Source organism: Streptomyces sp. NPDC059828, assembly GCF_042731955.1.
Taxonomy (GTDB): Bacteria; Actinomycetota; Actinomycetes; order Streptomycetales; family Streptomycetaceae; genus Streptomyces.
Window position 1 is genome coordinate 1 of record NZ_JBHWIW010000072.1, and the last position, 22,671, is coordinate 22,671.

A 22,671-nucleotide genomic window follows, 5' to 3' on the forward strand; every position below is an offset into this window, starting at 1 on the left:
CACACCACCCACGTTGCCGGCGGCCGGGTTGGGTACGCATCCGGGCCGCCGTCATCGTTCCGCCACTACCAGGTGAAACCTTCCTGCACGTCCATGCAGGCCGTGGTGTCATCGCCGTTGAGCGGGCGGGCCGACTCCGGCGCCTTGCCGTTGTCCGTGGCCGCCGCCTTCGGATACGCGTTGCCCTCGCGCCAGTCGGCGCCGACCACCAGCGTCACCCCTGACACCTCGGTGGACTTCTTCACCGAGGTGACCGGGATGCCGAGGGCCTTGGCGACCGCCTGGGCGTCGCCCTCCAGTTCGGCGCTCGGGAAGAACACGGCGGTGCGCTCCAGCGGATCGGCCTGCTGCTTGGCCGCGGTGGCCCGGGTGAATCCCTTGCCCGCGAGCACTGCGGTGATGTCCGTGGCCCGGCCCTGCGCGGCGCCCAACTCATCGGTATAGGTGCCGTTTCGCACCTGTACCCCGATCTGCGCGCTCGGGGCGGCCGGGTCCTTCGACGGCGCCGCGGCCTTGCGCTTCGACGCCTTGCCGTCGAGCGGGATGTCCTCCCGTATCGCCCGGAAGACCTGCTCCGCGTCCGGTTGCTTGGGCTCCACCTTGCCCTCGAAACCGGGCCGCTGGCTGTAGAAGTTCGGCATCGTGGTCATGGTGATGCGCCCGGTCGGCACGAGCTTCAGCTCTTCGGCGAGGTCGTAGAGCTTCCCCACGGTGTCCAGGCCGGTGTCCACGGTCAGCGCGGACGTCGCGGCCTCGGCGAGGGAGCGGAGCTTGTTCGGGTCGGTGAGCTTGGTGCTCTTGCGCAGCTCTCTGACCATCGAGTTCATGTACATGTGCTGGGCGTGGGTACGGGCCAGATCGGTGCCGTCCTCGAACCCGTACCGTGTGCGCAGCCACTGCAACGCCTGCTCACCCTTGATCGGGTGCGTGCCCTCGGCCAGCTTCAGACCGGAGCCCTTGCCGTCCGAGGTGCGGGAGTGGACGTTGTCCCTGACGCAGACCGGTACACCGCCGATCGCGTCGGCCATCGAGACCACTCCGGCGAAGTCGACCATCATGAAGTGGTCGATGGTGATGCCGGTGAGCTGGTACCAGGTCGCCACCGTGCAGCCGGGGCCGCCGCGGTCGAGCGACTCGTTGGTGAGCTTCCAGCCGGTGGCCTTGTAGGTCTTCCCGGTGTCGCGTTCGGTGCACTCGGGGATCTTCAGCACGGTGTCCCGCGGCATGCTGACCACCGACATGTTGCTGCGGTCGGCGGACACGTGCACCAGCATCTGCACGTCCGCGAGCGGCGGCCCGTCGAAGGTTTCCCGGGCCCCGCCGAGCTCCTGGTTCGCCTTGGAGTTACGCGCGTCGGACCCGATGAGCAGGATGTTGAGCGGTGTCTGGCCCGCGGCGTTCGCCCTGTGCTCGGCCATCGGGTTCTTGCCGAGGTTGAGCTCGTCCTTCTTGATGTTGCTGTTGAGGTGGCGGTAGTACAGGTATCCGGCGCCGGCCGTGCCGAGTATCAGCAGGGACAGCACGGAGGCGACCCAGCGGAGTATCCGGCGTTTCCCGCGCCGGCCGCTCCGGGGCGTGCCGCCGTGGTGCCGTGCGTCGGTCCGCGCCGTCGGCCCGGAGCGGTTGGACCCGCCGGATCCTTCGCCGCCACCCTCCTCCTGCGGGCTGTCGTGCCAGCCGTGCCGGTCTGCTTGGTCTGCGTGCGGGACGCGGTCCCGCGTCCCCTCCCCACGCACGCTGCTCTGTGCCACCCCAGGTCCCCCTGTAGTCATGTCAGGCGTACCAGGCGGCCCGGTGGTCCGGGCTCACTTGGCACACACCTGTTTGTCTGCTTCGACCTTCTCCACGTCCGGCGCCTTCGCCGGACCGGTGATGGGCACCCCTGCGCCCTTGAAGTCGGCCCCGAGGGTCAGGACCATCGCCTGCCGTCCCTCTGCGTTCACGGTGCCGGGTTTGAGCGCCTCGGCGGGCAGGCCCATGAAGTCCGCGAGCGTGCGGGCCTGATCGGCTTGGTTGGGGGCGTACTCCAGAGTGGTCTTGGCGGCCTTCTCCGGAGCGTTGCTCTTGTTCGAGGACTTGAGCACGCCCTTCTCGTTCTGCAACCAGTTGAGGGTCGTCTGCGCGGCACCATTGGTGTCGCTGCCGTTGTAGACGTCGACGCGTACGTCGGAGGCGTCGGCCCGCGCCCCCTTGAGCAGGGCGTCCTGCTTGCTCTTGGCGGCCTTCTCCTTCTCCTTCTGCTTCTTCGTCACCTCGGTGAAGGACACGTCGTTCTGCAGCGCGGTGAAGACCTTCGGAGCCTTGTTCGGGTCCAGTACGACCGTGGCCCTGACCTTCTCGTTCGGGTTGTCGACCACAGGGACCGTCATGAACGCGATGTTCTTGAGGTCGATCCCCCTGATCTCGTCGGCGAGGGCCTTGAGTTTCGGTATGTCGCCGATCCCGCTGTCCACCGTCAGCGCCTTGGTCGCCGCCTCCGCCAGGTCGAGCATCATCGCCGGGTCGCTCAGGGCGTCGGTCCTCATCTTGCGGATCATCGACGCGACGAACTGCTGCTGCATCTTGATCCGGTCCAGGTCGCTCTCGTTGCCGAGACCGTGGCGGTTCCGGAGGAACGCGAGCGCCTGCTCGCCCTCGAGGGAGTGCTCCCCGGCGGGCAGGTCGAGTTTGGAGTAGCCCTCGTCCTTGATGGGCTTGCTCAGGCAGACGTCCACGCCGTTGATCGCGGTCGTCAGGGTCTTGACCGCGTTGAAGTCGGCCATCATGAAGTGATCGACCGGGACACCGGTGACCTGCTTGACCGTGCGCATGGTGCAGCCCGGGTCGCGGCCGTTCACACCGAAGCTCTCGTTGAACTTCGTGTCCGGCGAACCCTTGATGACCTTCGTCGAGCCGTCCGGCTGCTTGGTGGGACAGTCGGGAATGTCGATCTTCAGGTCGCGCGGGATGCTCACCGCCGTCGCGTTGGTGCGGTCCTCGGACACATGGAAGAGGAACGTCGTGTCGGCGTGACCGGTGGTGTTGTCCCGGTTTCCGTAGCTCTCGTTGCCCGCTCCGGTGCGGATGTCGCTGCCGATGAGCAGGATGTTGATGGGCCCGTCCGCGAGATCTCCGCCATTGGCCGCGTCACCCACGTCGACCGAGCGGATGTTGCCGTTGAGATGGTCGTAGATGAGGTAGGCGCCGACCGAGACGCCGACGAGGACGAACCCCAGGACGCCGCCGGTCCACATCAGCGCCTTCTTCTTGCGCGACTTCTGCGGCTTGCGCTTGCGGCGGCCGGGGCGCGTCGGAGGCATGCCGCCGCCCGCCGCCTCCGCACCGCGCGACGAGCCGCGCGACCGCTGCCCCGGGACGTCCGTCCTGGGGGCGGCGGTCCGGGTGGCGCTGCTGCGGCCGGCCGCTCTCGAAGGGGTCGCCTCGGAGGAGCGGGGGCCGCCGACCGAGTGCCCTGCGGAGCGATCCAGTCGCAATTCGTAATTACCAGTCTGCGGGTTGAGTACCCACTGGTCGGCGGGGTCGATATCGTCCGCCCGGCCACGGCTCTGCGCGTCCACGGTTGTCTGCGTCCTCCGTCGGTGCCACGCGAGGCGTCTTTCCCCCCTGAAGACGCTCGGTTTCTCGATCCGGTTGTCTGCGAATTTCGCAGCCCTCCTGCACCGGATCGCGTCACACTATCCGCCCAGCTCAGCGGCGGGCGACGTCCGTGACAAATTCCACGCACCTTACAACCGGGCAATTTGCCCAAACCTCATGGACCGTGGGTCGTGCCTTGGCTATGGCTTTACTCGCGGAGGTCGACGCGTTACGCGCAGCCGCCGGAAGCGGCGCTGGTGCCGGTGAACGTCGGCGTCGCCCGCGGGTTCGTCGAGGAGCCCGTGCCGTCCTGGTTCTGGTCACGCTCCGTGGACGTGCCGGTGCTCGGCGTCGTCTTCGCGGGAGCGACCACCACCGGCTGGTCCTTGCGCAGCCGCTCGAAGAGCTGGCTGGCCTTCGGCTCGACCAGCGCGTCGCGGTTCGGATCCTGGGCGTACGGCTGGCGGGGAACGGTGAGGAACTGCACGCGGTCCATCGGCACGTGCCGCATGGCCCGGGTGAGGTCGAAGAGGTCCTTCAGGGAGTTCAGACCGGGGTCCGTCGTGATCGACTTGGTGGCCGCGTCCAGGACCGGGTAGAGCTTCGCCGGGTTCAGCAGCACCCCGTCGCTCTGCACCTTGCTGACGAGAGCGCCGAGGAACTGCTGCTGCCTGCCCATGCGTTCGGTGTCGCTGCCGTTGCCGAGGGTCTTGCGGGCGCGTACGAAGCCGAGTGCCTGCTCCCCGTTGAGGGTCTGCCTGCCCGCCTTCAACGTCAGGTGCGCGTCCTGGTCGTCGATGGGCTTCTTCAGGCAGACGGTGACCCCGTCGACGGCATCGACCATGTCCTTGAAGCCGCGGAAGTCGACCACCATGTGGTGGTCGACGCGGACCCCGGTGAGGCGCTCGACCGTACGGATCGTGCAGGCCGCGCCGCCGTGCGAGAAGGCCGAGTTGAACTGCGCGACCTGGTACGCGGTACGGGTCCCCCCGGGCGTACGGCAGCTCGGGATGGTCACCATCAGGTCGCGCGGCACGGAGACGGCGGTCGCGCTGCGCCGGTCCCGGGCGAGATGCAGCAGGATCGTGGTGTCGGACCGCTGGCCCTTGGTCTTGCCGTACGAGCGGTTCCCGGATCCCGCCCGGGTGTCGGAGCCGATGAGCAGCACGTTGAGCGCACCGTGGGCGGCGGGCAGCGGGCGTTCCTTGTCGTAGCGGGCCAGCTCCTCCGCGGCCGTGATGTCCGTCGTGATGTTGCTGTCGAGCTTGCGGTAGAACCACCAGCTCACGGCGGAGACCGCGAGCACGATCACGGAGACCGCGAGGGCGGCCCAGCGCAGCCGGCGGCGCTTGCGGGGGCCGGGCCCCGGGCCTGGGTTCTGCCCGGATCCTCCGGGGCCCGGACCGGGTCCGCTGCCGCCGGAGCCGCTGCCCCCGGAGCCGGAGCCGGAGCCGCTCCCGCTGTCCCCGATGCCGGAACCACCCGTCGAACGGATCCCCAGGCGCCTGATCCTGGCCGCGCCCATGCGCGCCGAACCGACCCCGGCCCCGGCTCCTCCGGGGCCGACGCGGGCGGTGCCGAAGCCCGAGTGGGCGACGTCCGTGGGAGCGAAGAGGGGCAGCGGGGGAGCCAGCCGTGGAGCTGCCCCGCCGGATCCCGGAAGTCCGTTCCCCAGGGAGCCGTCCCCGTCCCCGTCCGCGCCGGGTCCGGGGCCGCCCGTGTGCGGAGACGGAGCCTCGCCCCTGTCCGCGGCAGCCGAGTCGGCCGCAGCGGCTGCGGGGGCCGTGTTCTCGTCCTCCGGTTCGGCGGGCGTGCCGGCGCTGTCCGTCACGTGGGGTCCATCCTCGCGGTCGTTCTCCGTACGTACGTACCGCCGATCATGTCCCGGACCCGGCGCTCCGGCCTGTGGGCCCGGGGGGCCAGTGCGCCGTACGGGTGGACCTCACCGCGTGCGGTGGGTGACCCGCTCGCTTTCCATGCGCTTCTCCAGCTCCTCCGGGGACAGCTGGTCCAGGTTGCGACAGAGCACCACCGAACCGCCTGCGGCCAGCGGCGCGTACAGACCGTGGGACAGCCCTTCCCAGGTGTCGTACGCCTGCCCGGACAGCAGCCGTGAGCCGACCGTCAGACCGAGCTGCGCGGCGTCCGCACTGGCGCGCTCCACGAGCTGGGTACCCGTCAGTTCCGTACCGCCCGCGACGGCGAGGGCGGGTCCCTCCGGGTCGACCGGCTCGTACGGGTGGAAGACGTCGGGCATCCCGGGGACCTCGACCGCGTAGTCGGTGAAGCCCTTGGGCGGCTGCGGGAACCGGCCGCCGAGCGGGCGCAGCGCGAGCGCGACCCGCTCCCCGGGGCAGGCGCGGGCCGCGTCGAGCGAGTCGGGGCCGCTCACCACCAGGTCGGCGGTCTCGGGAGCGCCGCCCACGTCCGCCACCACACCGACGGACGCACAGGCGAGCAGCCACACCGCGCTCTGCCAGTGCGCGGGCAGCAGCAGCGCCACCCGCTGGCCGGGTTCGGCGGAGAGCCCGTCCTGGAGGAGGTTGGCTGTCTTGGCCACCCAATTGGCGAAGGTCGCGACGGACAATTCGACGCGTTCACCGGTGGCGTCGTCGTAGAAGGTGACCAAGGGGCGTGCCTGGTCGGTGGCGAAGGCGGATCGCAGCAGGTCGGCGGGGGTGCGGTCGCTGGGGTTCATCCGCGCAAGGGTACGCCGCGCAGTCGGAGGGGGCCCGGCTGTCCCGGTGACGGCGCCCACGGTCGGGCCAACGATCCGTCATTTTCCCGGGCGGCGAGGGCTGGTGGCGCACTCAAAGATCGTGTTCATGCGTGCCTTCCTTGCTTCCTCGATCAGTGTCGTGTGCACCGCCGCGCTGGTGCTTCCCGTCTTCGCGCTGGAGTCGGGAATCGCGGCGGCGGCCAACCTGCCCCTGCTGGAGCCGCCGGGCTCCACCCAGTCCCTGCCGCTGTCCCGCATCCCCGGTGTGGAGCGAGCGGGTGGCGAGGCTGAGGCGCAAGGTCTTGCGCCGAGGGATGTCCAGCCGTTCTCGCTCCTCGGCGTGGTCTGGGACGATCCCGACGCCGTGCTGCACGGCGCGGTCCAGGTCCGTACCCGGGCCGTGGGGTCCGGCGGCTGGTCCGCGTGGCAGGCGCTCGAGGCGGACGACCACCAGCACGGCGCCGACCCGGACTCCGTGGAGCGCACCGGTGGCGGCCGGGTGCACGGGGCGACGGCGCCGCTGTGGGTCGGCGCTTCGGACGGTGTGGAGGTCCGGGTGATTCCGGAGCGGATCGTCACCGGCGCCGGTGCCGGAGTGCAGAGTGACCAGGCGCTGGGGCTGCCGTCCGGGCTGCGTGTCGAACTCGTTGATCCGGGGCAGGGGCCGGAGACAGCGACTGCGGAGAGGGCCCAGGAGGCGGCCGGTGCGGGCGGTCCGGCGCCGGGAGACGGCACCGTCCCGGCGACGCAGCCGGGCACCTCCCAGGCGCAGCCGGACAACCTCGGAGTACAGCCGGGCATTCCTGCGACGCAGCCGGGCACCCCGCAGGCGCAGCCGGACAACCTCGGGGTGCAGCCGGGCATTCCTGCGACGCAGCCCGGTAACCCCCCGACCGTAGCCGTCATCCCCGAGACCCCGGTCGAGTCGCTGAGCGACCCGCTCGCGGGCGAGGAGCCGAACGCGGTGCCGGGCCAGCAGGCCGCCGACGAAGCCGCCCTGCTCACGGCGATGACGCCCGAAGCCGCTGCCGCCACAGCGGTGAACGCCGATCTCGCCCCGCTGGGCGCCGATCTGATTCCCGCTCTGGCCAAGGCAGAGACGGACAGCGGGGCCGAAGCCACGGCGGACGCGAGCGTGCTGAAGACCTACATCGGGCCCCGCCCCGCGATCGTCACCCGCAAGGGATGGGGGGCGGACGAGTCGCTCCGCGAAAAGCAGTTCATCTACACGAACACGGTCAAAGCCGCCTTTGTGCACCACACCGCGACGGGCAACACCTACACCTGCGCCCAGGCGCCCTCCGTCATCCGCGGGATCTACCGCTACCACGTGGTGAGCAGCGGCTGGCGGGACATCGGCTACAACTTCGTCGTCGACAAGTGCGGCAACATCTACGAAGGGCGCGCCGGCGGCGTGACCAAGCCCGTCATGGGCGCGCACACGCTCGGGTTCAACACCGACAGCATGGGCATCGCGGTCATCGGCACCTTCAGCTCGGCCGAACCGTCCGGCGCCGCGGTGAACGCGATCGCCCGGCTCACCGCCTGGAAGCTGGGGCTGTTCGGGGTGAACCCGAAGGCCACGACGCTGCTCACATCCGGCGGCGGCAACCGGTTCCCGAAGGGCACCAAGGCCAGGCTCAACGTCATCTCCGGGCACCGCGACGGATTCGCGACGGACTGCCCCGGTGGCCGGCTCTACAACAAGCTCGCCACGGCGCGCAGCACGGCGGCGAAGCTCCAGGGACGCTGACCGCTCGTCCGGCACGTCCACCGCCGCACCGCCGCACACATTTGTGCGAACAGGCTGCATACACTGACGGGCCATACGCACGAATCGCCCGGCCCCCAGCAGGAACAGCCAGCAGGAACAGCCAGCAGGAACAGGAAGCAGAGAAGGCATTGACCCAGGCTCAAGAAGCGATCCTCCTGGTCGGCGGCAAAGGCACCCGGCTGCGCCCGCTCACCGTGAACACGCCCAAGCCCATGGTGCCGGCGGCCGGAGTGCCGTTCCTCACCCATCAGCTGGCCAGGGCGCGCGCGGCTGGCGTGGAGCACATCGTGCTGGCCACGTCGTACCTCGCGGAGGTCTTCGAGCCGTACTTCGGCGACGGCTCCTCGATGGGTCTTGAGCTGGAGTACGTGACCGAGGTGGAGCCCCTCGGCACCGGCGGCGCGATCCGGAACGTGGCCTCGCGGCTGCGGTCCGGCCCCGACGAGCCGGTGCTGATCTTCAATGGGGACATCCTCACCGGTCTCGACATCAGGGCCCTGGTCGACACCCACCAGCGGTCCGGTGCGGAGGTCTCGCTGCATCTGACCCGCGTGGCGGACCCGAGGGCCTTCGGTCTCGTGCCCACGGACGAGCAGGGGCGGGTGACGGCCTTCCTTGAGAAGCCGCAGACCCCCGAGGAGATCGTCACCGACCAGATCAACGCGGGCGCCTACGTGTTCCGCCGCTCGGTCATCGACAGCATCCCGGCCGGTCGGCCGGTCTCGGTCGAACGGGAGACCTTCCCCGAGCTGCTGTCCTCCGGGGCGCACCTCCAGGGCATGGTGGACTCGACCTACTGGCTGGACCTGGGAACCCCCCAGGCGTTCGTACGCGGCTCAGCCGACCTCGTACTCGGCCGCGCCCCGTCCCCGGCGGTCCCAGGGCGGCACGGCGACCGGCTGGTGCTTCCCACGGCCACCGTCGCGCCGGATGCCAAGCTGACCGACGGCACGGTCGTCGGCGAGGGTGCGTCCGTCGGCGAGGGGGCGCGCGTCAGCGGCAGCACGGTCCTCGACGGGGCCGTGATCGAGCCGGGAGCGGTCATCACCGACTCGCTGATCGGCGCCCGGGCGAGGGTGGGCGCACGCTCGGTGCTGTCCGGCGCGGTCGTCGGCGACGACGCGGTGATCGGTGCCGACAACGAACTGCGCGAGGGCGTCCGGGTGTGGTGCGACGCGACGCTGCCCGCGGGGTCGATCCGCTTCTCGTCGGACCAGTAGCCTCGAAGGAAACCCGACCGCCCCCAGGACCCGCGAGGACCGACCCGTGGCTGGACGCTTCGCCCCCCGTCCCCCCGTGACCCGCACCACCACGCGCGGTGGCGAGGTGGCCGTACCGGTGCCGGGTCCGAGGGGCGCGGACCGGCCCGCCTCATCCGGCGCCCGGGAGCGGCGTTATGTGCCGCCGGGGCCGCTCGATCTCGGATTGGTGCTCGGTCCGCTGCGTCGCGGCCCCGCCGACCCCACGTTCCGCACCACACCGGACGGCTCCGTGTGGCGGGCCAGCCTCACCCCCGGGGGTCCCGGGACCCTCCGGGTGGCGGCACGCGACGGTGCCGTGGACGCCGAAGCCTGGGGCCCCGGCGCCGAGTGGCTCCTGGAGCGGCTCCCCGCCCTGCTCGGGGAGGCCGACGACCCGGACGCGTTCGAGCCCCGTCACCGCCTCGTCGTGATCACCCACCGGCGCCGCCCCGGGCTGCGGCTGACCGCCACCGGGCTCGTCATGGAGTCCCTGATCCCGTCGATCCTGGAACAGAAGGTCACCACCGACGAGGCGTACCGCGCCTGGCGACTGCTGGTTCGGAAATACGGTGAGCCCGCACCCGGACCGGCGCCCGAGCATATGACCGTGATGCCGCAGCCCCGCGGCTGGGCCGTGATCCCGTCCTGGGAGTGGCACCGTGCGGGCGTCGACGACAAGCGCGCCGCCACCATCCTGCGTGCCGTGCGGGTCGCCCGCCGCATGGAGGAGGCCGCCGCGATGGCCCCCGGGGAGGCCCAGGCGCGGCTCGAGCTCATCCCCGGCATCGGCCCCTGGACCAGCGCCGAGACCATCCAGCGCAGCAACGGCGCCCCCGACGCCGTCACCGTCGGGGACGTGCACCTGCCCGGCATCGTCGGCCACGCGCTCGCGGGCGATCGGGACGCCGACGACGCCGCGATGCTGGAGCTCCTCGAGCCGTACGCGGGCCAGCGGCACCGGGCCACCCGGCTGATCCTGCTGAGCGGACGCACTCCGGCGCGCCGGCGGCCGAAGATGCCGCGCGGCGATATCGCGTCCCTCTGATCCGCTCGTCCCGATGAGACGGCGCTCACCGCTGTACGTCCCTTGAAGACGGCGTTCACCGCACGGCCGACGCGGGGTTCACCGCACGGCGATGAACGTCTCCGTGTCCCGCCCCGGCCGCTCCCGGGGCGGCTCGGCCGCGCGTCCGACCGCCACCGCACCCATCGGGTCCCAGGTGGCGGGCAGATCGAGCACCTCGCGCACCACCTCGCGGCAGAACATCGTCGACGACACCCAGGCCGAGCCCAGACCCTCGCCCGCCAGCGCCACCAGGAAGTTCTGCACCCCGGCCCCGGCCGCGACGACGAACATCTCGCGTTCCGCCGAGTCCCGGCGCTCGTCGCCGTAGCTGTGCGAGCCGTCCATCACCAGGCAGGGCACCGCCAGATACGGCGCGCGGCGCAGGACGTCGCCGCGCTTGATCCGCTTGGCGATCGACTCCTCCGACCTGCCGTCGCGCCGCAGATCCGCGATCCAGGCGTCCCGCATCGCGTCGAGCAGCCGCACCCGTGACTCTGCGGACTCCAGCAGGACGAACCGCCAGGGAGTGGTGTGATGGGGTGCCGGGGCGGTCACGGCGGCTTCGACCGCACGCCGTACGGCGCCGGGGTCCACGGGCTCGTCCGTGAAGGCGCGAACGGTACGGCGCAGCGTGACCGCTTCCCGTACGGCCTCCGACGTGCCGAGCCGGAACATGTCGTCCGCGGCGACCCGCACCAGCGCGCGTGCACCGTCGTTCTCCTCGGCCCGTCCCGCGACCACGTGTCCGAGTCCGCGCACCACGGCCACGGGCAGTCCGGCCGCCTTGCCCTTGACCAGGTCGCCGGCCGCGGCGAGTTCGTCCGCCGTGGCGACCACCGTGGCGCTCAGCGGATTGCCGTGAGCATCGGCGCCGCCCCGCAGATCGTCGAGCACCCGTACGCCCGCGGCCCCGATGGCGACGTCGGTGAGGCCGGTACGCCAGGGCCGCCCGAAGGTGTCGGTGACGATGACGCCCACCTCGACACCGAGGGTGTCCCGCAGGCTCTCGCGGATGCGCGCGGCGGACGCGTCCGGGTCCTCGGGCAGCAGCAGCACCGTTCCGGAAGGCGTGTTGGAGGCGTCGACACCGGCCGCAGCCATGATCAGCCCCTGCCGGTTCTGCACGATGCGCAGGTTCCCGCGCCGCGCCACGACCCGTACGGTCTCCGCGTCGATGGCGGCCTCGCGGTCGTCGGCCGCGAGGATCCGTCCCTCGGCCTTGCTCACGATCTTCGAGGTGACGAGCAGCACGTCACCGTCCACCAGACCCGGCTCGGCGGCCGCGATCAGCTTGGCGATGTCATCCCCGGTCCGGACCTCGGGCAGCCCGGGCAGCGCCCACACGCGGTACGAAGGCGACGAGGGCGCGGGCGGGGACGACGGCGACGACGCGGACAGGGACGGGGAAGGCGAAGCAGGCGTCGGCGACGTCATGCGCGTACCTCGGTGGCGAGCGCCAGGGCCTCCCGCGCCATCGCCGCGGTCGCGTCGATGTCGGTCATCATCAGCGGCACGGCCTTGCAGCGGATCCCCGCCGTCTCGACCTCGGCCACGGCACCCGCGTCCACGGTGTCGACCAGCCAGCCGTCCAGCAGCCCGGAGCCGTAGTGGGTGGCCACGGCGGCGGCCGTGGACTCGACCCCGACGGCCGCGAGCACCTTGTCGGCCATCCCGCGCACGGGCGCGTCACCGACGATGGGGGAGAGGCCGACCACCGGTACACCCGCGTCCGCGATCGCCTCCCTGATACCGGGCACGGCGAGGATCGTCCCGATGCTCACCACCGGGTTGGAGGGCGGGAAGACGATCACGTCAGCCGCTCCGATCGCCTCCAGCACACCGGGGGCGGGCTTGGCCTGATCGGCCCCGACCGGCACGATCGCGTGGGCGTCGACGGAGGCCCGCAGCCTGACCCAGTACTCCTGGAAGTGGATCGCCTTGCGCTCGCCGTCCGCCTCGATGGCCACATGGGTCTCGACCCGGTCGTTGGACATCGGCAGCAGCCGCACGCCCGGCTGCCACCGCGCGCACAGCGCCTCGGTGACGGCACTGAGCGGATAGCCCGCGTTCAGCATCTGCGTACGGACGATGTGGGTGGCGAAGTCACGGTCGCCGAGCCCGAACCACTCGGGGCCGACTCCGTACGCCGCGAGTTCGCTCTTCACCTGGAAGGTCTCGTCCGCACGCCCCCAGCCCTGCTCCTCGTTGATGCCGCCGCCGAGCGTGTACATCACCGTGTCGAGGTCGGGGCAGACCTTCAGCCCGAACAGATGGATGTCGTCACCGGTGTTGCCGATGACCGTGATGTCGGCCTCGGGCGCCGCTGCCTTGAGACCACGGAGGAAACGAGCACCGCCGATACCACCGGCCAGAACCACAATGCGCATGAGGACAGTGTGTCAGTGCCGGCCGGCGTGGCGATCAGGCGGTGACGGTCGCCTGGTGGGCGGGGGAGCAGTGGGCCGTGTGCATCGGCATCTCCGTGAGCCCGGGGAAGTAGACGTGCAGGCTCACCGCCGGTTCGAGTGAGTCGTTGACCACCTCGTGCACATATCCGGGTGCGAAGACCCGCTGTGCGCCGGGCGCCAGGGTCCGGGTGGCCGTGGCCGCAGCCGTGCGTTCCGTCAACTCGCCGTCCAGGACGGTCAGTACGCCGGAGGACCGGCCGTGGTCGTGCAGCCCGCTGCCCTGGCCCGGCACCCAGGACAGCAACCAGACCTCGTACCCGGGGCCGGTGCGCAGCCGGTGGTACCAGCGGGCGGTGGCGTCGTACTGGACGAGGTGGGCCCACTGGTCGCGGTCGGCGGCGATGGAGCGGGCGAGCCCGGCGAACTCGGCCACGGTCGCGGGGTGCTCCCGTGCGGGCTGGAGGAGGTGCTGGACCTCGAGGATGTCGCCGGCGATCTGTACGTCGCTGTTGCTGTTCATGGGGTGCGGTGGTTCCTCGGCAGAGAAGAAGCGAGTCAGTGCTGGGGTGTCGCGAATCCCGCGGAGCCCGGAAAGGGGCGAGCGGGGAGGGGGAGCCGGAGCGCTGGAGGCATCAACAGCTGGAACAGCAACAGCAACAGCGGGTCAGGGCAGCGCGGCGGAACCCACTGAGGTGGGTCGCGTGAGGCGCTGCGGTCGCTGGCATGTCCTCCAAGGTGGCCAACAGGATCCAAGATGTCAACCCAATGACCGATTTGGGGGCAATGATTCACCTCATCCGGTTACTCCGCGCGGAGAAAGGTTTGCTCGCGCATGAGGCCGGAGACATGGCGCAGCAGTCGCACTCTCAAACGCCGCCGGATCTTCGTGATCAGACTGTGATCCGGATCGCTTGTATGGCTGGATTGCAACAAGATCGAACGCTTCGGCGTCCTCCTTTTCGGAGGGCCGGTGCATACCGGCTCGCCCAGGGCTCGTTGAGGAGAGAGGGGAGGGCGTTGAGGAGAGGAGAGCAGAGGGCGCGGGGTGCGCAGGGTGAGGCAGTGGTGGCTGTCTTATTTCTTATGATTTGCACACTTTCCGCATGGCCTTGGTTCCGCAGGGTGAATACGGGGCGCAATAGCAGATCTCGGCTTGACTGGCCCGGATCCACACACTTGTAATTTCACTCGTGTCGTTCGGCCGAAATCGGTACCGGCTGCTTCACGGGGACGCAAAAACAGACGAGGGGCGCACATGACCGAGCTGTTCCAGCAACTGCTGGTCGAGGACGCGGAAGAGGAACTCGGCTGGCAGGAGCGCGCCTTGTGCGCCCAGACCGACCCCGAGTCCTTCTTCCCCGAGAAGGGCGGTTCCACTCGCGAGGCCAAGAAGGTCTGCCTGGCCTGTGAAGTCCGTTCCGAATGCCTTGAGTACGCCCTGGCCAACGACGAGCGATTCGGAATCTGGGGCGGTCTGTCCGAGCGTGAGCGGCGCCGGCTGAAGAAGGCCGCTGTCTGAATCACACGCGATCCGGCGCCATCCGGAGCACGGTCCGGTGCACGCCGGCCGCACCGCAGACCTCTGCGGACCCTCCAGCGCAGCGCTCGGGGCTCCACCGCCGACTCCTACCGTTAGTGTGGGGGCCCGTCCCAGACGCTTCAGTGCCCCCTCGCGGGGTGACCCCGGCCGGAGGGCCCGTACCTCGATGTCCGCCACCCCACCCGAGCGTGTTCCCGCCACCACGCCTGAGTTCCCACGGCACGTCGTCACCGCCGTCCTCGTCTCGCACGACGGTGCTCGCTGGCTGCCGGACGCGCTCACCGGACTGCTCGGCCAGGAACGCCCCGTACAGAACGTCGTCGCGGCCGACACCGGCAGTGGCGACGACTCCGCGCGGCTGCTCACCGAAGCGCTCGGCGCCGGCCGGGTGCTGAACCTCGCGCGCCGCTCGGGCTTCGGCGCGGCAGTGGAGGAGGCCGTCCGCACGGCCGGCGTGCTCACTCCGGACGATCTGCCCTACCTGAAGCGGCCCAGCGGCTGGGACCCGGTCAGCAGGACCTGGCGCGACGACGCATACGACATGCCGGAACTGCCGCACGGCGAACCGGTCCAGTGGCTCTGGCTGCTCCACGACGACTGCGCCCCCGCCCCCGACGCCCTCGCCGAACTGCTGCGCGTCGCCGACTCCGACGCCTACGCGGCGATCATCGGCCCCAAGCTGCGCGGCTGGTACGACCGCAAGCAACTGCTCGAAGCCGGAGTCTCGATCGCCAACAGCGGCCGGCGCTGGACCGGGCTCGACCGCCGCGAGCAGGACCAGGGCCAGCACGACCAGGTGCGCACCGTGCTCTCCGTCTCCTCCGCCGGCATGCTCATCCGCCGGGACGTCTGGGAGGAGCTCGGCGGCTTCGACCGCCGACTGCCCCTCATGCGCGACGACGTCGACCTGTGCTGGCGCGCCCATGCCGCGGGCCATCGGGTCCTGGTCGCCCCCGGGGCCGTCCTGCGCCATGCGGAAGCCGCCGCGCGCGAGCGCCGGACCGTCGACTGTGCCGGCCGGTCCTTCTCGAGGCAGTCGAAGGACGGCCGCTCCTCGGACTCCTCGAGCCCCTCGATCCCCTTCGCGCGCCAAGGCGCCTCCCCCCACCGCGTCGACAAGGCCGGCGCCGTCTACACCCTGCTCGCCAACGCCCGGGGCCGCGCCCTCCCCTTCGTGCTGATCCGGCTCATCGTCGGCACCCTCATGCGCACCCTCGCCTATCTCGTCGGCAAGGCCCCCGGCCAGGCCGTCGACGAGGTGATGGGCCTCCTCGGCACCCTGCTCCGCCCCGGGCGGATCTTCGCCGCCCGGCGCAGGCGCCGAAAGCCCGCGGTCCACCCTGCTGACCTCAGGCCGCTGTTCCCGCCGCCCGGTGCCACCATCCGCGCCACCGCCGAACAGATCGCGAGCAGCCTTGGCGCGGGCCGCGCCTCCGACTCCTCGGCGTCTTCGGGATCACGGCACGGCGTCGTGGAGTCAGGCCCCGGTGGCGACGACGCCGACTTCCTGGAGATCGAGCAGTTCGCCCGGCTCAAGCGGATCGCGCGGAAACCGGGACCGGTGCTCTTCGCGCTGCTGCTGCTCGTCTCGCTCGTCGCCTGCCGCGGACTCCTCACCAGCGGGGCACTCGCGGGCGGCGCGCTGCTCCCCGCCCCGGAGACGGTGCCGGAGCTCTGGGGACGCTACGCCGACGCATGGCACCCGCTCGGCACGGGGGGCACCCAGACGGCACCCCCGTACCTGGCGATCCTTTCCATGCTGTCCGGGCTGCTGTTCGGCTCCACCGGCCTCGCACTCACCCTGCTGCTGGTCTGCTCGGTGCCGCTCGCCGGAGTGACGGCCTACTTCGCCTCCCGGCCGCTCGTCGAGTCGCGGCTGCTGCGCGCCTGGGCCGCCGTCGCCTACGCCTTCCTGCCCGCAGCGACCGGCGCGCTGGCCACCGGCCGGCTCGGCACCGCCGTGCTCGTGGTGGTCCTGCCGCTGATCGCCCGTGCGGCGCTCGCGGCATACGGATTCGGCGGCGCCGGTCATGGCGGCGGTGCAGATCACGGCCCCGGCAGCTGGCGTGCCACCTGGGCCTACGCACTGCTGCTGACCCTCGCGATGGCCTTCACCCCGATCGTCTGGCCCGTCGCCCTCGTGCTCGGCATCGCCGCCCTCGTACTGCGACGGGCCAGCCCCACTGCGTACGCCCTGCGCACCCTCGCCGCCGTCGGTACCCCGCTGCTGGTTCTCGCCCCCTGGTCGCTGTCCCTGCTGACCGGTCCCTCCGGCTTCTTCCGCGAGGCGGGCCTGGACATCGGGCCCGGCTCGGCCGGAGCACTCGATCTGCTCGGCATCAGCCCGGGCGGCCCGAAGACCCTCGGCGGCCTGGTGCTGATCGGCATCGTCCTCGCCGCGCTGGCCGCCCTGCTCCGCGAAGAGCGGCGGCACGCCATCCGCACCGCCTGGGCCATCGCCCTCGTCGGCCTGGTCTTCGCCGCGTTCGCCAACGGCTCCGGCTGGGCGGGACCGGCGACCCTCCTCTACGGCATCGCCCTGCTCGCCGCCGCCGTGATGGGCGCCGAAGGCGTACGCGAACGGGTCACCGCCCAGTCCTTCGGCTGGCGCCAGCCCGCCGCCGCCCTGATCGCCCTCGCCGCGGGCGTGGCCCCTCTGCTCGCCGCCGCCAACTGGATGGTCAGCGGGGCCGCAGGGCCGCTGGAGCGGCGCGATCCGGTGCAGGTGCCCGCGTTCGTCGCCGAGGAGAGCGACACACGCGACCAGTCGCGCACCCTCGTGCTCGGCGGCAGCGCGTCCGACAAGGTGTCCTACAGCCTGGTCCGCGGCTCGGGCGCGCGGCTCGGCGACGCGGAGCTGACCGAGGCAGGCGGGAGCGACGCCAGGCTCGACAAGATCGTCGCCCGGCTTGTCGCCGGATCCGGTGCCGACCAGACCAGTCAGCTCAGCGGATTCGCGATCCGGTACGTGCTCGTACGGGACGGTGCGCCGCGTCAGTTCAGCCGCGTCCTGGACTCCACCCCCGGTCTGTACCGCCTCAGCCAGCTCGACGGGAGTGCGCTGTGGCGGGTGGACCGCCAGATCGCCCGCGCCGTCATCGTGAGCGGCGCCGCGGAGCAGACAGAGCCCGTCCCCGTGGCCGCCGGGCCTGTCGAGGCCCACACCGAGATCCCCAAGGGCGCTTCGGGCCGGGTGCTGCGTATCGCGGACCGCGCCGACGAGGGCTGGCAGGCCACCCTCGACGGCCGCGCTCTGCCGAGGACGACGGTCGACGGCTGGGCCCAGGGCTTCGAACTCCCCGCCGACGGCGGCCGTCTTGACCTCGTGTACGAGGAGCCCGCCGCGCACACCGCCTGGATCTGGACCCAGGGCGCGCTCGCCCTCGTGCTGGTGGTGCTCGCCCTGCCGGGCAGGCGGCGCGAGATCGATGACGACCTGCCGGAGGAAGAGGTCGCGGTGCCCGCCCAGCCCGTCGAGGGCGAGGGACGCCGGGCACGCAGGCTGCGGGCGCAGGCAGCGGCGGAAGCCGAGGCCGCGGAGGCGACGGAGGCCGAGGTCGAGCCCTCTGCGGCGGTGCCGCAGCAGCGGCAGGACGACGACGGGAGCGGCGGCACGGACGGCGGCTCGCCGTACCCGTACGACGAGCAGACGTACGGATACACCGACCCGCACAGCTACGCCGGCGGACACCAGCAGCCGACCCACCCGTACGACCCGTACGCGCCCGCGCACCAGGACGCGTACCCGCACGACCCGTACGGGCAGGGGTACGCACCGGACCAGCAGTACGGACAGCCCCAGCACGACCCGTACCGGAACGCGCCGTACGACCCCTACGGCTATGAGACCGAGCAGCGTCCCGACGGGAGCAGCAACCAGTGAACCGCACGACCCTCTCCCTCTGCGCGGCCGTCACCGCTCTCGCCGCCGCCACCGGGCTGGCCGCGCTCACCGCACCCGACAGCGGCGGTTCGGCGGTGGCCGCGGCGCGGACCGCCGCCCGGCTGCCGGTCGAGCGCTCAAGCCTGCTCTGCCCGGCGCCGAGCACCTCGGACATCGCGGAGACGGCGTACACGTCGTTCACCCCGGCCGGCGCCGCGGCCGACACGGACGCGCAGTCCACGGCAGCGCTGAAGCCCTCCGTGTCGACGCTGAAGGACGCCAAGCAGGACACCACGCAGGCGGGTGGCAAGAAGGCGGACGCCAAGAAGGGCGCGAAGCAGCCCACCTCCGGCAAGACCGACAAGCCCGTCCTCGCTCTCAAGGACCCCGGCAAGCCGGTCGGCGCCAAGGAGTCCGGCAGCGACTCACCGGCCCTGGTCGGCACCGCGACCGGGCGCCTCGCCCCGGGCTGGACCACCCAGCAGACCACCACGGTCCCCGCAGGCAGCGGACGCGGAGTGCTCGGCCTGAGCTGCACCGCGCCCGACACCGACTTCTGGTTCCCCGGTGCCAGCCTTGCCAAGGACCGGCAGGACTATGTGCACCTCACCAACCCGGATGACACCGCGGCCGTCGCCGACATCGAGCTCTACGGCAAGGACGGCGCACTCAAGTCCCAGCTCACCGACGGCATCCCGGTGCCGGCCGGGGCCAGTGTCCCCGTGCTGCTGCCGACCCTGACGGCCGACAAGGCGGAGGACGTGACCGTACACGTCACCACCAGGACCGGACGCGTCGGCGCCGTGGTGCGGGGTTCGGGTGACGAGACGGGCAGCGACTGGATGCCCGCATCAGCCGACCCGTCCAGCACGCTGGTGCTCCCCGGAATCCCCAAGGACGCCACCTCCGTACGCCTCGTGGCCTTCGCGCCGGGCGACGCCGACGCCGACCTGAGACTGCGTCTTGCGACCTCGTCCGGCACGATCACCCCGGCCGGTGCCGAGAGCCTGCGGGTGAAGTCGGGCATGACCGCGTCCCTCGATCTGAAGGACGTCACCAAGGGAGAGCCCGCTTCGCTGCTGCTCAGCCCTTCGGACAACGGCAAGGCGACCCCCGTGGTCGCCGCGCTCCAGGTCACGCGCGGCAAGGGCGCCAAGCAGGAGATCGCCTTCATCCCGGCGACGGCACCCGTGACGGGGCGCGCCACGGCGGCCGACAACCGCGCGAAGGGCTCGGTGCTGTCGCTGACGGCGCCGACCGCCACCGCCAAGGTCAAGGTCACGGCCTCGGCCGGTACCGCGGGGGGCCAGCAGGCCGTCCAGACCTACACGGTGAAGGCCGGTACGACGCTCGCGGTCACCCCACCGGCGCCGGCGGGGCTCAAGGGCGGGTACGCCCTGACCGTCGAACCCCAGTCGGGCGGCCCGGTCCACGCGGCGCGCACCCTGATGCTGCCGCAGGGCGGGATCGAGATGTTCACGATCCAGACCCTTCCCGACGACCGTGGCACCGTGCAGGTCCCGGCGGCGGAGCAGGACCTCTCCGTCCTGGACGACTGAGCACAGGCCCCTGTCCGGACCCGGGAAGGCCGCCCGGGCAGGGCCCCGACGACTGGGCGTCACTCCTGGCCGTAGCGGGGGTCGACGGACTCGGGCGAGAGCCCCAGCAGGTCCGCGACCTGTTCCACGACGACCTCGTGGACCAGCAGCGCGCGCTCGTCGCGGTTCTTCGTACGGATCTCGACGGGGCGCCGGTAGACGATGATCCGGGCGGGCTGCCCCTTGCCGGCCGGTAGGGAGCTGCCGAGCGGCACGGTCTCGTCGGGTGACTCAGGCACCTGCAGGACCAGGAACTCCACATCGCTGAGCTGAGGCCAGCGGCGCTCCAGCCGTTCGACCGAATCCCGCACGAGATCGCGGAAGGTCTCCGACCTGCTCGCGGAGAGCGGCACCTGCGGTGGCGCGACAGGCCCGCGCATACCGCGGCCGTGGCGGTCACGGCGGCGTGGCCGCGGCTCCCTGGGCTCGGTCGGGCGGGGCGGTACGGGACTGTCCATCACTGACGCAGGGTAGCTCTCCGAGTGCCCGGGCACCGGGCCGTCGGTCCGGCGTGCGGCATGTTGCTTCCACCGGGGGGCGGGTCGTCTGACGGGTCGCCCGATGTGTCGGTTGAGGCGCTGATTTCGGGTGTCGCTTATTGAGCATTCCGGCCAAGCTTGGGCTCGATTCCATGCCTCCCCGCGACCGTGCACCCCGCCGTGATTGACGCGAAATGTATGGAACGGTGACCGGATCGCATGGGGCACTCGCGTGGTCGCGCTCGCTCCCCCGCAGGTCAGAATGGCCGCTCTGAAGGCGTCTGTGCCGGTTGTCACAGCACGACACGGTGGAGTGACCAGGTGGAGAGTCGTCGCGGCCCGCTCAAGAGTGCGGTACCGTCCAACGTCGTGAGCCCTGTACGTCGCTGTTCGCGCACTGCGTGCGGCCGCCCTGCCGTCGCGACACTGACGTACGTCTATGCCGACTCGACCGCGGTCCTCGGCCCGCTCGCCACCTACGCCGAGCCCCACTGTTACGACCTGTGCGCCGAGCACAGCGAACGCCTCACCGCGCCCCGCGGCTGGGAGGTCGTACGCCTCTCCGACGGATCGGCCCCGGCCCGGCCCAGTGGCGACGATCTCGAAGCCCTGGCCAACGCGGTCCGTGAGGCGGCCCGCCCTCAGGAGCGCGCCGCGCAGGCGGGCGGAGGCGGTGGCGTACGCCGCGATCCCGTGGAGGTCGGGCGGCGGGGGCATCTGCGGGTGCTTCGGTCACCGGACTCCTGAGCCGGACCTCTCCGAGACCGGCTCCCGGGCCCGACTTCCTCAGCCCGACTCCCGGGATCAGAGCCCGTCCGATGACCGCGGGTCGACTGTGCGCCTCCTTCGGCTTCCTTGGCACCATCTGTGTGTTCCGCTGCGTACCCCCCTTCTACGGGTAGTTTGAGGTGACCGCAGAGACTTCAGGAAGGTTGGGCCGTGGCTGCTTCTGCTGCTGCTGATCTGTCGCAGATCGTGAAGGCGTACGACGTCCGCGGGGTGGTGCCCGATCAGTGGGACGAGTCGCTGGCCGAACTGTTCGGCGCCGCGTTCGTACAGGTGACAGGGGCGGACGCGATCGTCGTGGGCCATGACATGCGCCCGTCGTCGCCCGGCCTCTCCGGCGCCTTCGCGCGGGGGGCGTCGAACCGTGGCGCCGATGTGACGCTGATCGGCCTGTGCTCGACCGATCAGCTGTACTTCGCGTCCGGCCACTTCGGGCTCCCGGGCGCCATGTTCACGGCGTCGCACAACCCCGCGCAGTACAACGGCATCAAGATGTGCCGGGCCGGCGCGGCGCCGGTGGGACAGGACACGGGTCTGTCCGAGATCCGCGCCCTCGTCGAGGGCTGGATCGCCGACGGAGCCCCGGCCGCCGCCGCGACGCCCGGCACGATCAGCGAGCGTGACACGCTCGAGGACTACGCGGCGTACCTCCTCTCCCTGGTGGACCTGTCCGCGATCCGCCCGCTGAAGGTCGTCGTGGACGCGGGCAACGGCATGGGCGGCCACACGGTTCCGACCGTGTTCGCCGCGCTGCCGGTCGACCTCGTGCCGATGTACTTCGAGCTCGACGGCACGTTCCCCAACCACGAGGCCAACCCGCTGGACCCGAAGAACATCGTGGACCTCCAGGACCGGGTGCGCGCCGTGGGTGCCGACATCGGCCTCGCCTTCGACGGCGACGCCGACCGCTGCTTCGTCGTCGACGAGCGGGGCGAGCCCGTGTCGCCGTCGGCGATCACCGCGCTGGTCGCCGCCCGCGAGCTCGACAAGCACCCCGGTGGCACCGTGATCCACAACCTGATCACGTCGTGGTCGGTGCCGGAGGTCGTCCGTGAGCACGGCGGCTCGCCCGTCCGCACCCGGGTCGGGCACTCCTTCATCAAGGAGGAGATGGCCCGCAGCGGCGCGATCTTCGGCGGTGAGCACTCCGCGCACTACTACTTCCGCGACTTCTGGAACGCCGACACGGGCATGCTCGCCGCCCTCCACGTCCTCGCCGCGCTCGGCAACCAGGACGGCCCCCTGTCCTCCCTGGTGGCCAGGTTCGACCGCTACCGCGGCTCCGGCGAGATCAACTCCACGGTCGCCGACCAGGCCGCCCGCACCGCCCTGGTGCGCGAGGCGTTCGCCGGCCGGGAAGGCGTCACCGTCGACACGCTCGACGGCCTCACGGTCTCGACCGGCGACTGGTGGTTCAACCTCCGCCCCTCGAACACCGAGCCGCTGCTGCGGCTGAACGTCGAGGCCCGCGACGAGTCGACGATGGCGGCGGTACGCGACGAGGTGCTGGGACTGGTACGCGGGTCCTGACCCAGCCGTACCCGGGCCCTGACGGTTTGTGTGAGCGCCGCCGCCCGGCGGATGCGGTGATCCGCGTCCGC

The 22,671-nt window shown here is 71.4% G+C and carries 16 protein-coding genes; 8 read left to right on the forward strand and 8 right to left on the reverse strand.

Annotation, left to right across the window (positions count from 1 at the left end; all coding sequences use genetic code 11):
• Window positions 1-65: 65 nt before the first annotated feature.
• The 4 genes from ACFV6V_RS29415 to ACFV6V_RS29430 form a co-directional block, all read right to left on the reverse strand.
• A complete protein-coding gene (locus ACFV6V_RS29415) occupies window positions 66-1,751 on the reverse strand; it encodes an LCP family protein (RefSeq protein WP_385570868.1) in 1,686 nt (561 codons plus the stop codon).
• A 54-nt stretch (window positions 1,752-1,805) separates the two neighbouring features.
• Window positions 1,806-3,557: an LCP family protein gene (locus tag ACFV6V_RS29420; protein ID WP_385570870.1), complete on the reverse strand. Its 1,752-nt coding sequence runs from the start codon at window positions 3,555-3,557 to the stop codon at window positions 1,806-1,808.
• A 248-nt stretch (window positions 3,558-3,805) separates the two neighbouring features.
• Window positions 3,806-5,407 carry an LCP family protein gene (locus tag ACFV6V_RS29425; RefSeq protein ID WP_385570871.1) on the reverse strand — a complete coding sequence of 534 codons (1,602 nt, stop codon included), beginning with the start codon at window positions 5,405-5,407 and terminating at the stop codon, window positions 3,806-3,808.
• A 111-nt stretch (window positions 5,408-5,518) separates the two neighbouring features.
• Entirely contained in the window at window positions 5,519-6,274 is a 756-nt protein-coding gene (locus tag ACFV6V_RS29430; RefSeq protein WP_385570872.1) for a TIGR03089 family protein, read from the reverse strand.
• A 127-nt stretch (window positions 6,275-6,401) separates the two neighbouring features.
• On the opposite strand from ACFV6V_RS29430, the gene ACFV6V_RS29435 reads away from it, so the two are divergent.
• From ACFV6V_RS29435 to ACFV6V_RS29445, 3 genes are all read left to right on the forward strand, one after another.
• On the forward strand, window positions 6,402-8,048 hold the full coding sequence (locus tag ACFV6V_RS29435; protein ID WP_385570873.1) for a peptidoglycan recognition protein: 1,647 nt from the start codon (window positions 6,402-6,404) through the stop codon (window positions 8,046-8,048).
• Window positions 8,049-8,197: 149 nt separating this feature from the next.
• A complete protein-coding gene (locus tag ACFV6V_RS29440; protein ID WP_385570875.1) occupies window positions 8,198-9,289 on the forward strand; it encodes a sugar phosphate nucleotidyltransferase in 1,092 nt (363 codons plus the stop codon).
• A 46-nt stretch (window positions 9,290-9,335) separates the two neighbouring features.
• Complete coding sequence (locus ACFV6V_RS29445; RefSeq protein WP_385570876.1) at window positions 9,336-10,355, forward strand: DNA-3-methyladenine glycosylase family protein; 1,020 nt, start codon at window positions 9,336-9,338, stop codon at window positions 10,353-10,355.
• Window positions 10,356-10,433: 78 nt separating this feature from the next.
• On the opposite strand, the gene ACFV6V_RS29450 is transcribed toward ACFV6V_RS29445, so the two are convergent.
• The 3 genes from ACFV6V_RS29450 to ACFV6V_RS29460 are packed head-to-tail and all read right to left on the reverse strand — an operon-like array spanning window position 10,434 to window position 13,304.
• Window positions 10,434-11,810 (reverse strand): coenzyme F420-0:L-glutamate ligase, encoded by a 1,377-nt coding sequence (locus ACFV6V_RS29450; protein ID WP_385570878.1) that lies wholly within the window; start codon window positions 11,808-11,810, stop codon window positions 10,434-10,436.
• Window positions 11,807-12,763 (reverse strand): 2-phospho-L-lactate transferase, encoded by a 957-nt coding sequence (gene cofD / locus ACFV6V_RS29455; RefSeq protein WP_385570880.1) that lies wholly within the window; start codon window positions 12,761-12,763, stop codon window positions 11,807-11,809. The genes ACFV6V_RS29450 and cofD overlap by 4 nt, the downstream gene beginning before the upstream one ends.
• A gap of 34 nt (window positions 12,764-12,797) precedes the next feature.
• Window positions 12,798-13,304 carry a cysteine dioxygenase gene (locus ACFV6V_RS29460; protein WP_385570881.1) on the reverse strand — a complete coding sequence of 169 codons (507 nt, stop codon included), beginning with the start codon at window positions 13,302-13,304 and terminating at the stop codon, window positions 12,798-12,800.
• Between the two features lie 735 nt (window positions 13,305-14,039).
• On the opposite strand from ACFV6V_RS29460, the gene ACFV6V_RS29465 reads away from it, so the two are divergent.
• The 3 genes from ACFV6V_RS29465 to ACFV6V_RS29475 all read left to right on the forward strand — a co-directional run bounded on the left by ACFV6V_RS29465 (window position 14,040) and on the right by ACFV6V_RS29475 (window position 19,766).
• Window positions 14,040-14,303: a WhiB family transcriptional regulator gene (locus ACFV6V_RS29465; RefSeq protein ID WP_077974550.1), complete on the forward strand. Its 264-nt coding sequence runs from the start codon at window positions 14,040-14,042 to the stop codon at window positions 14,301-14,303.
• 187 nt (window positions 14,304-14,490) lie between these two features.
• The gene (locus ACFV6V_RS29470; RefSeq protein WP_385570882.1) at window positions 14,491-18,207 is read left to right on the forward strand and encodes a glycosyltransferase; all 3,717 of its coding nucleotides are present in this window, start codon (window positions 14,491-14,493) and stop codon (window positions 18,205-18,207) included.
• A complete protein-coding gene (locus tag ACFV6V_RS29475) occupies window positions 18,204-19,766 on the forward strand; it encodes a DUF5719 family protein (RefSeq protein ID WP_385570884.1) in 1,563 nt (520 codons plus the stop codon). Before ACFV6V_RS29470 ends, ACFV6V_RS29475 begins: the two co-directional genes overlap by 4 nt.
• A gap of 59 nt (window positions 19,767-19,825) precedes the next feature.
• On the opposite strand, the gene ACFV6V_RS29480 is transcribed toward ACFV6V_RS29475, so the two are convergent.
• The gene (locus ACFV6V_RS29480; protein ID WP_385570886.1) at window positions 19,826-20,263 is read right to left on the reverse strand and encodes a metallopeptidase family protein; all 438 of its coding nucleotides are present in this window, start codon (window positions 20,261-20,263) and stop codon (window positions 19,826-19,828) included.
• 342 nt (window positions 20,264-20,605) lie between these two features.
• Here ACFV6V_RS29480 and ACFV6V_RS29485 point away from each other — a divergent pair, with 342 nt between their 5' ends.
• Both ACFV6V_RS29485 and ACFV6V_RS29490 read left to right on the forward strand, forming a co-directional pair.
• Complete coding sequence (locus tag ACFV6V_RS29485; protein WP_385570888.1) at window positions 20,606-21,031, forward strand: DUF3499 domain-containing protein; 426 nt, start codon at window positions 20,606-20,608, stop codon at window positions 21,029-21,031.
• 192 nt (window positions 21,032-21,223) lie between these two features.
• A complete protein-coding gene (locus ACFV6V_RS29490) occupies window positions 21,224-22,600 on the forward strand; it encodes a phosphomannomutase/phosphoglucomutase (protein WP_385570889.1) in 1,377 nt (458 codons plus the stop codon).
• Window positions 22,601-22,671: the final 71 nt, after the last annotated feature.